This window comes from Sphingomonas aerophila, from assembly GCF_014199305.1.
Classification (GTDB): domain Bacteria; phylum Pseudomonadota; class Alphaproteobacteria; order Sphingomonadales; family Sphingomonadaceae; genus Sphingomonas; species Sphingomonas aerophila.
Genome location: NZ_JACIJK010000002.1, coordinates 113,734 through 125,877, shown reverse-complemented (window position 1 = coordinate 125,877; position 12,144 = coordinate 113,734). Strand labels below are relative to the sequence as shown.

Genomic DNA, 12,144 nt, shown 5'->3' with positions numbered 1-12,144 from the left:
AAGTCGGTTCCCGTTTGGATGTGGCGGCGTTACATCGGCTGGCGATGGGGGACGCGGGGCAGCGACGGGGTGTGGTGCGGCTGTGGCCAGCAGCAGCAGCCACGCGACACGAAACGGCACTGGTCCGCGCAGGCTGGATCGTTGGGGACGCGCTGGCAGACATTGACGTTGTGGACCTTTCGGAGGCTCCCGACGAAGCTATCACCCGCTTGCGTGCTCTTGCTGACGCCAACCGTCCCGCAATGGCGCTTCTCGCCGATCCGTCCGACGCCGGACCTGCGGTGGCGGCGGGCGCAACCCACCTTCATTTGTTGGGCGGCGGGATAGAACTTGGCGACAGCTTGTCGGCGGCGGCACGCCTGGTGCGTGCGCGCGAGCGGCGATCCGGCGATGGCGCGCTCGGGCAGTGGCTCGCCCAGCGCCAGGGTGACTCGCAGACGCTGATCCGTGTGCAACTGCTACGGCTGGATCTGGTCAACGCGGCGCACGGACGTGACCTCGGCACGTCGTTGGTCGCAGCAGCCGAGCGACGTGTCGCTTCCGTGCTGGAGGCGCTCGCCGATGAGGACGATACGGCGCTGATTCGAGTCCCGGGCCCCGGCTTTGTTGCGGCCATAGCTGGCCCGGTGGACCTAGCGATCTTGGCTGCCGCGCGGATCGAGGAAGCACTCGATCGGCCATTCCGCTTGGAGGGCGTGGCAGTGACCTTGGGCGCTCGCATCGCGCTTGCAGGAAGTCGGCCTGACGAGCACTCCGCAGCCCTGATCGCGCGGACGGAGCGGGCTCTGGGCGACACAGGCGGGGAAGCGAACGACGAGTTGGAAGAACTCGCACTCGACCTGCATCGCGGGATGAGCGCGGGGCAGGTCACGCTGGTGTTCCAGCCACAGGCGTCTCTTGAAACCGGCCGGATTACCGGGGTGGAGGCGCTGGCCCGCTGGCAGCACCCCCGTCTGGGCGCGCTGGGGGCAGAGCGCTTGTTCGCGGCGGCCGAGCGCGGCGGCATCGCGCTTGCCCTGTCGGACCACATCCAGCGGCTGGTTCTTGCGCAGGTCGCGGCATGGCCGCCTGAGCTGTCGCGTCTGTCCGTGTCACTGAATCTTACGCCCGCTGACCTCGACCGGCCGCGCTTCGCGGAAACCTTCCTTGATCACGTCGATGCCCTCGGCCTCCCCCATGGCAGGCTGACGGTGGAGATCACGGAGACCGGATTGATGGCGGACCTGACCGCCGCGGCGGCGCTGCTGGCGACGCTTCGTGCCGCTGGATGTCGGGTCGCAATCGACGATTTCGGGACGGGCTACTCGAGCCTGGCGTGGCTCAAATCGCTCCCCGTCGACTATCTCAAGCTCGACAAGAGTTTGGCGCAGGACATTGCGGGCACGGAGCGCGACCGGGTCGTCGTGCGCGGCGCGATCGACATGGCACGATCCTTGGGGCTTTCCGTCGTGGCGGAAGGCGTTGAGACCGAGAAGCAGCGCGCGTTGTTGGCGGAGGAGGGGTGCGCGACGTATCAAGGCTTCCTGCTCGCCGAGCCGATGGATGAGCCCGCGCTAGCCGCCTGGATTGCGGGCCGATGATCCGCGCTGGCGGCATTGCCGCTGCGCTACTTACTCCATTGCTGCTGGCCGCTGCCGCCCCGGACCCGATCGGGTCGGCCATGGAGGACAGCGCCGCCGGCTGGAACGCGGGCGACCTCGGTCGTTTCATGCGGGTTTACGCCGAGGACGCCGTTTTCGTAACCTCGCGCGGGCTTGTCCGGGGCAAGGCGGCGGTGGCCGCGCGCTACCGGCCGAGCTTTGCCAAGGGCGGCAATAGCCGGGGTAAGCTAAGCTTCCGCTTCCTGGGCACACGAACCATCGATGCCCGCCATCGCCTGCTCTGGGCCAAATGGACATTGCGGGGCGCTAAGGTCGAAAGCGGGATGACGACGCTGCTGTTCGAGCGCCGCCCGGCCGGATGGCAGATCATCTCCGACCACAGCTCCTGACGCCTCAGCCCGCCGCCTTTGCCAAGCCCTTAGACAGCGACAGCGCCCCGTTCAGGCGTGCTTTGGCATCGGGCCAGGCACGCTGGAGCACCAGTTTCGAGTCCGGACGCAGCTTCGCGACGCCGCCCAGTCGCTCGACATAGGCGAGCAGCCCCGTGACGTTGGGCGGCTTGTCGCCGTGGAACGCGACCAACACGCCCTTTTGTCCGACATCCATTTTGCTGATGCAGGCGCGCTTGGCATTGAGCTTGATCTGGATGACGCTGATCAGGTTTTCGGTCGCGTCCGGCAGCGGCCCGAAGCGGTCGATCAGTTCGGCGGCGAAGGCTTCCACCTCCTGCGCCTGTTCCAGGTCGTTTAGGCGCCGGTACAGGCCCATGCGCAGGTCGAGATCGGGGACATAGTCTTCCGGGATCAGGATGGGCGCGTCGACCGTGATCTGGGGCGAGAAGTCCTTTGGCCGATTGCTGGCGAGCCCGCCCGCCTTGGCCTCCAGAATCGCTTCCTCCAGCATCGACTGGTAGAGTTCGTAGCCGACCTCCTTGATGTGCCCCGACTGTTCGTCGCCCAGCAGGTTGCCCGCGCCGCGAATGTCGAGATCGTGGCTGGCAAGCTGGAACCCGGCGCCGAGCGTGTCGAGGTCTGACAGCACGGTCAGTCGCTTCGCCGCAGCCTCCGTCATCTGCCGCTCTGGCGGGGTGACGAGGTAGCAATAGGCCCGGGTCTTCGACCGGCCGACGCGGCCGCGCAGCTGGTAAAGCTGGGCAAGGCCGAAGCGGTCGGCGCGGTTTACGATCATCGTGTTGGCGCTCGGGATATCGAGGCCGGATTCGACGATGGTGGTGGAAATCAGCACCTCGAACTTCCTGTCGTAGAAGGCGCTCATCCGCTCCTCGACCTCGGTCGGGCTCATCTGGCCGTGTGCGACGACGTAGCGGACCTCCGGCACCTCGTTGCGCAGGTACTCCTCAATGTCCGGCAGGTCGGCAATCCGCGGCGTGACAAGGAAGCTTTGGCCACCGCGATAATGTTCACGAAGCAGTGCCTCGCGCAGGACGACCGGGTCCCAGGGCATGACGTAAGTACGCGTAGCCAGGCGATCGACCGGCGGGGTCTGGATCACCGACAGCTCGCGGATGCCGCTCATCGCCATCTGCAACGTGCGGGGAATGGGCGTCGCGGTGAGCGTCAGCATGTGGACGTCAGCCTTCAGGGCCTTTAGCCGCTCCTTGTGCGTGACGCCGAAGCGCTGTTCCTCGTCCACCACGACGAGGCCCAACCGCTTGAATTCGATGTTCTTGGCGAGGATGGCGTGCGTGCCGACCACAACGTCGATCTTGCCCGCCGCCAGTGCCTCACGCGTTGCCTTGGCCTCCGAAGCCGTGACCAGCCGGGAAAGGCGGCCGATCTCGATCGGGAACCCTTCGAAGCGCGCCTTGAAGTTGTTGTAATGCTGCCGCGCCAGGAGCGTGGTGGGACAGACGATCGCGACCTGCATGCCGCCCATCGCTGCCACGAACGCGGCGCGCAACGCGACCTCCGTCTTGCCGAAGCCCACGTCGCCAACGACCAGCCGGTCCATCGGCTTGCCCGCGCCAAGATCGTCCAGCACCTCGGTGATCGCGCGGTCCTGGTCGTCGGTCTCCTGATACGGGAATCGATCAATGAAGCTCGGGTAGCCTGAGGAGTCGGGTTCTGCCACCTCGCCCGGGCGCAACGCGCGCTCCGCGGCGACCGCGATCAGTTCGCCCGCGATCTCGCGGATACGCTCCTTCATGCGGCTCTTGCGCCGCTGCCATGCCTCGCCGCCTAGGCGGTCGAGCGTGGCGCCATCCTCGCCCGACCCATAGCGGGAGAGGACTTCCAGGTTCTCGACGGGAACATACAGCTTGTCGCCGCCTGCATATTCCAGCGCGACGCAGTCGTGTGGGCTCTTGCCGACGGGTACGGAGGTCAGGCCATTGTAGCGGCCGATACCGTGCTCCGCATGGACGACGAGGTCGCCGGGTGAGAGAGACGCGAGTTCGGCCAGGAACGCATCGGCGGACTTGCGGCGCTTCTGCCGGCGGACCAGCCGATCGCCCAGCATGTCCTGCTCGGTGAGAACCGCCACGCCCGGCGCCGTGAAACCGTGGTCGAGCGGGAGCACCACAAAGGCGACACCGGCGCTCTTGCCCGTGTCCGCAATGCCCAGCGCTTCGTGCCAGGTTTCCGCTGCCTTGCCGCCGAGGAGGCCGTGGTCTTTTAGCAGCCCGGCCAAGCGCTCCCGTGCGCCTGCCGAGTAGCTGGCCAGCACAGGCTTGCGTCCGTCCTTGCGCAGCTTGGCTATATGCTCCGCTACCGCTTCATAGATGTTCTCGTGCGCGGCGCGCTCGGGCGCGAAGTCGCGGGCGTTATCGACGCCAAAGTCGCGCACGGATGCCGACGCGGGCTCGTGAAACGGCGAGGTCAGGTGAGCGCGGCGCGCGTCGAGACCCGCCTGCCATTCGCCCGCGTCAAGGTACAGCTGCTTGGCGGCGAGCGGGCGATAGCTGCCAGGCTGCGCAGCCTCTGCCCGCTTCCTGTTCTCGTAATAGTCGGCAATCGCTTCCAGCCGGCCTTCTGCCGCGCCGGGAACGCCCGAGTCGCGCACCACCACGTCGCCGTCGGACAGATGGTCAAAAAGGGTGGCCAGCCGCTCTTCGAACAAGGGCAGCCAATGCTCCATGCCGGCCAGGCGCCGACCGTCCGACACCGCCTGATAGACCGGATCGCCGGTCGCCGTGGCGCCGAACGCTTCCCGGTAGCGGGCGCGAAAGCGCTTGATCGACTCCTCTTCCAGCAACGCTTCCGAAGCTGGGAGCAGGGTGAAGCCGTCCACGCGGCCCGTGGTGCGCTGGTCGGCGGGGTCGAAGGTGCGGACGCTCTCAATCTCGTCGCCGAAGAAGTCGAGGCGGAGCGCCTGTTCCTCACCGCTGGGGAACAGGTCCACGATGCCGCCGCGTACGGCATATTCACCCGCATCATGGACAGTGTCGGCGCGGACATAACCGTTTGCCTGTAGCAGCGCCGACAGCTTCTCGCGGTCAATCCGCTCGCCGGGGGCGAGCTTGGCGACCAACTGACGGATGCGGAACGGCGTCAGCACGCGCTGGGTTGCCGCATTGGCAGTGGTAAGCAGCAATTGCGGGCCCTTGGCCTTGCCCTGCAGACGATGTAGCGCCGCAATCCGTTCCGCCATCACCCGCAACGTGGGGGAAGCGCGGTCGTAGGGAAGGCAGTCCCAGGCCGGAAAGCTCACAATGTCCAGTTCGGGCGCGAAGAATGGGGCAGTCGCTGCAATCGCGCGCATCGCCGCTTCGTCCGGCGCGATGAACACGGCTCGCCCGGGGGCAGCGCGCGCCAGGTCGGCGAGGAGCGATGGCAGGAAGCCGGTCGGGACGCCCGACAGGGTCAGCGGCCTGGTAGCGGAGAGGATGGTGTTGAGATCGGGCAAAGCTTCAATCCGGCAATGTCGTGCTCCGCGCGGGGGTGGAAGCACTGGGTTGGGCGGTAAGCTTGCCGCCCCTCAGTTCCCGCCTGCGCGGGAGTATGTCGGCTTATCGAGCGACGGGGACGTAGCTGAGCGTCCGCATCCGCTCCATGATCGGGCCCTGCCACTGGTCGGGGCAGGGCTGCGACCCGATCGCCCACGCCATGATGTCAACATCCTGTTCCTCCAGCAGCGCTTCGAACCAGTCGAGCTCCGCCGGGGACAGGCTGGCGCCATGCGCGTCGAAAAAGCCGCCGATCATCAGATCGGCTTCCTTGGTCCCGCGGTGCCAGGCGCGAAAGCGCAGGCGCTTGAGGCGAGTTTCGTAATCCATGACGCTCCAACGGCGAATAGCCGGCGGCGTTCACCGTCAGCTGACGATTCGGTCTAGCCGGTCAGGAGACGATTGTCGAAGGGGCAGGACTTCGACAAGCCGGGCCCGAGCAGCTAAAGGCAATCGCGACCATCATGCGTCCCGACATTCTAAACCCGCTGTTCGCCGAGGCCACCGTGCTGAAAGGTGTCGGACCCGCGCTGGCAAAGCCGCTGGGGCGACTGGGGCTGGAGCGAGTGGTCGACATCGCCTTTCACTTGCCGACCGGCTGGGTCGACCGGCTGACGCGCGACGAACTGATGATGGAGGATGCCGGGCGCATCATCGCGATCACGCTGACCCCGCGCGACTACCGTCAAAGTGCCGGGCGCGGGCCGATGCGGGTGCATGCGACGGACGCGACAGGCAACTACGTCAGCCTGGTTTATTTTGGCGGCAATGCCGGCTGGGTAAAAAAGCTGTTGCCCCTGGGTGAGCCGCGGCGGGTGTCGGGCAAGCTGGAGCGCTATGGCCAGGACTTGCAAATCATTCACCCCGACCTCGCCGACCCGGACGAGGGCTTTCGCGAGCGCGAGCCGATCTATCCATTGTCGGAAGGCCTCACCTCTCGCCGAGTTGCCGCTTTGGTCGATCAGGCCGTGGCCCGCGCTCCGGCGCTGCCAGAATGGATCGAGCCCAGCCTGAAGAGCCGGCGCGGTTGGCCCGATTGGCGCGAGGCGCTTGCCAGGATCCACGCCGATCCAGCCGATACGATCGCGCGCGAGCGGTTGGCCTATGACGAACTGTTCGCAAACCAGCTTGCCATGGCGCTGGTCCGGCAGGACACGCGCCGGCGCAAGGGGCGGGCACTGACAGGCGATGGCCGACTGCGGGACGCCTTGCAGCTGCCTTATACGCCCACGGGTGCCCAGGCGCGGACGGTGCGGGAAATCGAGGGCGACCTGGCACAGGCGAGCCCGATGCTGCGACTGCTCCAGGGTGACGTTGGATCGGGAAAGACGCTGGTTGCCACGATGGCGCTGCTGATCGCGGTGGAGGCGGGCGCGCAGGGCGCCATGCTGGCCCCGACCGAAATCCTGGCCCGCCAACATTACGAAAGCTTGCGCAAGATGCTCGCTGGGCTTCCGTTGACGGTCGCGGTGCTGACCGGGCGGGACAAGGGACGCGTGCGTGAATCGACGCTGATGGGACTCGCGTCCGGAGAGATCGACATCCTGGTGGGGACCCACGCGATTTTCCAGGAGGCGGTGGCCTATAAGGACCTGGGCTTGGTCGTGGTCGACGAACAGCATCGTTTTGGCGTGGCAGAGCGCATGATGTTGTCGGCCAAGGGCCGCGTCACGCCCCACCTGCTCGCCATGACGGCAACGCCGATCCCGCGCACACTGACGCTGGCCCAATATGGCGAGATGGACGTGTCCCGCCTTGACGAGATGCCGCCCGGACGCGAGCCGATCGAGACGCGGGTGGTGTCGGACGAACGGCTGGACGAGGTGGTAAACGCGCTCGGGCGTCACTTGTCGGAGGGCGGACAGGCCTATTGGGTGTGCCCGCTGGTTGAAGAAAGCGAGAAGTCCGACCTCGCGGCCGCAGAGGCGCGGGCCGAGACGCTGCGGGCCCGGTTCGGCGAAGAGGTCGGGCTGGTTCATGGTCGCATGAAGCCGCCCGAAAAAGACGCCGTGATGGAAGCGTTTGCCGGAGCCCGCCTGGGCGTGCTGGTCGCGACCACGGTGATCGAGGTCGGCGTCGACGTTCCCAAGGCGACGCTGATCGTGATCGAGCATGCGGACCGCTTCGGCCTCGCCCAGCTTCACCAGTTGCGCGGGCGGGTAGGGCGGGGCGGCGGCCTGTCCCGATGCCTGCTGATGCGCGGGAATGCGATGAGCGAGACGACACGCGCGCGGCTTGCGCTGATGCGGGAAACCAATGACGGCTTTCGGATCGCCGAGGAGGATCTTCGCCTGCGCGGTGGCGGCGAGCTGCTCGGGACGCGCCAGTCCGGCGAGGAAGGATTCAGGCTTGCCCAGCCAGAGATGCTGGCCGACCTTTTGCCCTGTGCGCAGGACGATGCACGCTTGCTGATCGATCGCGACGGTGGGCTGGAGGGTGCCCGGGGAGACGCGGCGAGGACAGCGCTATACCTGTTCGAGCGGGATGCGGCCGTCCAGCGCCTCCGGTCGGGTTAGAAGCGGCCGACCGCATCCAGCAGCGCGCGGTATCGAACGGCCGGGATGACCCCGTCGAACTGACAGCCGATCCGGCCGCCAAGCGCCCAACGGACCGTGGCGCCGACCGGCCCGACTGCCGGCAGCTGCAGGGTCAGTCGATCGCCGCTTGCGAAAGGCGCTTCGCTACGGGCCATCAGACCGCCCGCCGAAATGTTGACCACCAACACCGTTAGCAGGCGGCCATCGGCACGTGTCGCGCGAGCGCGCTGATGAACTTCGACGCGCGGATCGGCGCGAAGATCCTCCATCGCGATAGCTGTCTGGCCCATCAAGCAACCCTGCCTTTCACAAGTTCGGCTTAGCGGCCCGAACCTGAATCAGCAGCGAAGGCTGGTGGTTAACGCTATGCTTTCCACGTGCGCTTTCAGCCATTTGCGGGCTGGAGCACGCCGATCTTCTTTTTGCCCAGGCTTAGCCGCAGAGGCGCGCTTACGGCGATGCGGTGGGTCGGCTCCCTGACCGTCTCGCCGTCCAGCTTCACGGCACCCTCCGCGATCTTGCGTCGCGCTTCGCCGTTCGATGCCGCGAGGCCGAGGGCGACCAACGCTTCCACTACGCCGATCTCGCCCGTTACCTTCAGGTTCGGCAGGGCGTCGCCCGCGGCACCTTCCTCAAACGTGCGGCGCGCCGTCTCGGCGGCCAGGTTTGCCGCGGCCCGGCCCCGACACATCGCGGTTGCCTCGTTAGCGAGGACCTTCTTCGCTTCGTTGATCTCGGCGCCCGGCAGCGCCTCCAGCCGGGCGATCTCGTCCAACGGCAGATCGGTGAACAGCCGTAGAAAGCGGCCGACGTCGCGGTCGTCGGTGTTTCGCCAGAACTGCCAGTAGTCGAAGTGCGCCAGTTGATCCTCATGCAGCCACACGGCGCCTGCAACTGTCTTGCCCATCTTGCTGCCATCGGCGGTGGTCAGCAGCGGCGTGGTCACGCCGAACACTTCGGTACCATCCATCCTGCGCGCCAGCTCGACGCCGTTGATGATGTTCCCCCACTGGTCCGACCCGCCCATTTGCAGCCGACACGCCGCCCGGCGCGACAGCTCCAGAAAATCATAGGCTTGCAGGATCATGTAGTTGAACTCGAGGAAGCTCAGCGATTGCTCGCGCTCAAGCCGAAGGCGAACCGAGTCGAAGCTCAGCATCCGGTTGACCGAGAAATGCTGCCCGACCTCGCGCAAGAAGGGGATGTATTCCAGCGCGTCCAGCCACTCGGCATTGTCGAGCATCACCGCGTCGGTCGGTCCGTCGCCAAAGGTCAGAAAGCGTTCGAAGATGCGGCGGATCGACGCGACGTTGGCGCGGACACCCTCTTCGCCCAGCAGCTTGCGCGCTTCATCCTTGAAGCTCGGGTCGCCGATCTTGCCGGTCCCGCCGCCCATCAGCACGATGGGCTTATGCCCTGTCTGCTGAAGCCGGCGTAGCAGCATGATCTGGACGAGGCTGCCGACATGAAGCGAAGGGGCGGTCGGATCGAAACCGATATAGCCAGGGATGACCTGTCCGCTTGCCAGCGTGTCCAGCGCGCCGGCGTCGGTCAGCTGGTGGATATAGCCGCGCCGGTCGAGCGTGCGAAGCAGGTCGGATTTGTAGTTGGTCATGACGGCGGGGGACTTACACGCAGCGTGTTCGCCCGTCACCCCGCTCAGATCGGGGGAAGCTGCAACGTCGGGTCCACCGGGGTGCGGCCCTTGCGCAGCTCGAAATGCAGCTCGGGCCGGTCCGCAAAGCCGCTCTCGCCAGACAGAGCGATTGTCTGCCCGCGCTTCACCGCTTGGCCGCGCTGGACCAGCAGCTTGGACGCATGTCCGTAAACGCTGGCCCAGCGATCTCCATGCTTGATGATGACAAGGCCGCCCAGCGCCGCAATGCCGCTGCCGACATATGCGACGACCCCATCTGCGGTGGCGTGGATAGGTGTCGCCAGCGGAGTCGCAATCTTGATCCCGTCATTGCGTTCGCCGCTCGCACCCCGGCCGAAGCGCTTCACGATCCTGCCTTCGACCGGCCATTCGAAACCGCCAGCCAAGCGTGATGGCGCGACGATCGCGGCAGTGGCGGGAAGCACGCGGCGAGGCGTCCTGACCGGCCTTGCCGGAATTTCGTTGCGGGCAAGCGCGGGCTCACCGCCGGTAATGATATCGTCGATGTCGAGTGTGAACGCCGCCGCCCGGTCAGCCAGGCTCGTGCCCGTTACGGCGGCACCGGGGATCAGCACGCGCTGGCCGACCCGCAGCACAAACGGCTCCTCCAGCCCGTTCTCGGCGATGATGCGCGACCATTCAACGCCATACGCACGGGCGATGCCGATGCCTGTCTGTCCGGAACGGACCAGGTGGTATCGGCCGCCGGGTATGCTGAGCCGCTGACCGTTGCGGACCTCATAGGGTGGTTGCAAAGCATTGGCGCGCGCAATCGCCTCGACACCGGCGCCGGTGCGGCTCGACACACGGGTCAGCGTGTCGCCTGCCTGAACGACATAGGTCGACGGCGAAACCTCCCGCGCGTCCGGTACGACCGGTCGCGCTTCCCACGCCGGGCGGGGCGCGGGCGGGGCGTAGATGTCCGGTGCAGGGGGTGCGGGCTCTTCCTTCTGCTGGATCAAGGGCCGACGGGACGCCGGTTCGTAGCCCTCCGCGCGCATGGGCCGGGGCGCGCGCTGGATGACCGGCTGCGGGGCGGGGGAGGCGGCGGCGGGCGGATCAACCTGCGGAATGCAGCCACCCAGCGCCAGTGCCGCTCCTATTACCCCAGCCGATCGCCGCACCCCAGTCTCCCTGACGCTCACTCGCGAGCGGGCCTAGCGAGCGGGCTCGATGACCTCCAGCCCACCTAGATAGGGCCGCAACGCCGTGGGAATGACGACCGATCCATCTGCCTGCTGACTATTCTCGATGACCGCCACCAGCGTGCGCCCCACGGCCAGAGCCGACCCGTTGAGCGTGTGAACAAAGCGGGTCGCCTTCTCACCCTCCGGCCGATAGCGGGCGTTCATGCGCCGGGCCTGGAAGTCGGTGCAGGTCGAGCAGCTGGAGATTTCGCGGTACCGTTCCTGGCCCGGAAGCCAAACCTCGAGGTCAAAGGTCCGCGCCGACGTGAAGCCCATGTCGCCCGTGCACAGCAGCATCCGGCGGTATGGCAGGTCCAACGCCTCCAGCACGCCTTCGGCGCAGCGCGTCATCTGCTCATGCTCCGCATCCGACGCGTCCGGTGTGGTGATCGCGACCATTTCGACCTTGTCGAACTGGTGCTGGCGGATAAGCCCCCGCGTATCCCGACCTGCCGCGCCCGCTTCCGAACGGAAGCACGGTGTCAGGGCTGCGAAGCGCAGCGGCAGCGCGGCTTCCGGCAGGATGCTCTCGCGCACGATGTTGGTCAGGCTGACCTCTGCGGTCGAGATGAGCCAACGGCCGTCCGTGGTATGGAACAGGTCTTCGGCAAACTTTGGCAGCTGCCCGGTGCCGAACATGGCCTCGTCACGGACCAGCAGGGGCGGCACGACTTCTTCGAAGCCTGCCCCGGCCAAACGGTCCAGCATGAATTGGCCTAGCGCGCGGTTCAGGCGCGCGACGCTGCCGCGCAGCAGGGTGAAGCGGGCGCCCGCGATCGAGACGCCGGTATCGAAGTCCATGCCCAGCGCCGGCCCGATCGCATCATGTTCGGCCGCCTGGAACGCAAAGCTTGGGCGCTCGCCATGTTCATGGACAAGGACGTTGGCATCTTCATCGGCGCCCTCCGGCACGCCACCGGCGGGCCGGTTGGGCAGGGCGGCGAGCGCTCCGTCGAGCTCGGCGCCGATTCGCGCTTCTTCTGCTTCCAGTTGGGGCAGCGCGTCCTTCAGTTGCGCGACTTCAGCCATCAGCACTTGTGCGCGCGCTTCGTCCTTCGCAGCCTTTGCCTGGCCGATTTCCTTGGACAGGGCGTTGCGGCGGGTCTGGGCGTCCTGGGCGCGTGCAATGCAGCCACGGCGCGCTTCGTCCAGTGCCAGCAAGGCTGCGGCGCGTGGGTCGACGCCGCGTTTCGCGAGCGCTGCGTCAAAGGCGGCCGGGTCGTCCCGGATCAGGCGGATGTCGTGCATGGCGCCGGGC

At 66.8% G+C, this 12,144-nt stretch carries 9 protein-coding genes; 3 read left to right on the top strand and 6 right to left on the bottom strand.

What is annotated here, in order from left to right:
* Window positions 1-20 precede the first annotated feature (20 nt).
* Window positions 21-1,580, top strand: a complete 1,560-nt coding sequence (locus tag FHS94_RS19590; protein ID WP_221234522.1) for an EAL domain-containing protein — start codon at window positions 21-23, stop codon at window positions 1,578-1,580.
* The gene (locus tag FHS94_RS03350) at window positions 1,577-1,990 is read left to right on the top strand and encodes a YybH family protein (RefSeq protein WP_184054671.1); all 414 of its coding nucleotides are present in this window, start codon (window positions 1,577-1,579) and stop codon (window positions 1,988-1,990) included. Before FHS94_RS19590 ends, FHS94_RS03350 begins: the two co-directional genes overlap by 4 nt.
* A gap of 4 nt (window positions 1,991-1,994) precedes the next feature.
* Here FHS94_RS03350 and mfd read toward each other — a convergent pair whose 3' ends face one another.
* Together mfd and FHS94_RS03340 are read right to left on the bottom strand one after the other, a co-directional pair.
* Window positions 1,995-5,465 carry a transcription-repair coupling factor gene (mfd, locus tag FHS94_RS03345; protein WP_184054669.1) on the bottom strand — a complete coding sequence of 1,157 codons (3,471 nt, stop codon included), beginning with the start codon at window positions 5,463-5,465 and terminating at the stop codon, window positions 1,995-1,997.
* A 103-nt stretch (window positions 5,466-5,568) separates the two neighbouring features.
* Window positions 5,569-5,835, bottom strand: a complete 267-nt coding sequence (locus FHS94_RS03340) for an FAD assembly factor SdhE (RefSeq protein ID WP_184054667.1) — start codon at window positions 5,833-5,835, stop codon at window positions 5,569-5,571.
* A 134-nt stretch (window positions 5,836-5,969) separates the two neighbouring features.
* On the opposite strand from FHS94_RS03340, the gene recG reads away from it, so the two are divergent.
* Window positions 5,970-8,021 carry an ATP-dependent DNA helicase RecG gene (recG, locus tag FHS94_RS03335; RefSeq protein ID WP_184054665.1) on the top strand — a complete coding sequence of 684 codons (2,052 nt, stop codon included), beginning with the start codon at window positions 5,970-5,972 and terminating at the stop codon, window positions 8,019-8,021.
* Here the strand turns inward: recG and FHS94_RS03330 are convergent.
* The 4 genes from FHS94_RS03330 to serS form a co-directional block, all read right to left on the bottom strand.
* Window positions 8,018-8,332: a PilZ domain-containing protein gene (locus FHS94_RS03330; protein ID WP_184054662.1), complete on the bottom strand. Its 315-nt coding sequence runs from the start codon at window positions 8,330-8,332 to the stop codon at window positions 8,018-8,020. The two genes, recG and FHS94_RS03330, sit on opposite strands and share 4 nt — an antisense overlap.
* Before the next feature lie 95 nt (window positions 8,333-8,427).
* Window positions 8,428-9,657, bottom strand: a complete 1,230-nt coding sequence (gene tyrS / locus FHS94_RS03325) for a tyrosine--tRNA ligase (RefSeq protein ID WP_184054660.1) — start codon at window positions 9,655-9,657, stop codon at window positions 8,428-8,430.
* Between the two features lie 44 nt (window positions 9,658-9,701).
* Complete coding sequence (locus FHS94_RS03320; RefSeq protein WP_343055142.1) at window positions 9,702-10,823, bottom strand: peptidoglycan DD-metalloendopeptidase family protein; 1,122 nt, start codon at window positions 10,821-10,823, stop codon at window positions 9,702-9,704.
* A 33-nt stretch (window positions 10,824-10,856) separates the two neighbouring features.
* A complete protein-coding gene (gene serS, locus FHS94_RS03315) occupies window positions 10,857-12,134 on the bottom strand; it encodes a serine--tRNA ligase (RefSeq protein WP_184054658.1) in 1,278 nt (425 codons plus the stop codon).
* Window positions 12,135-12,144: the final 10 nt, after the last annotated feature.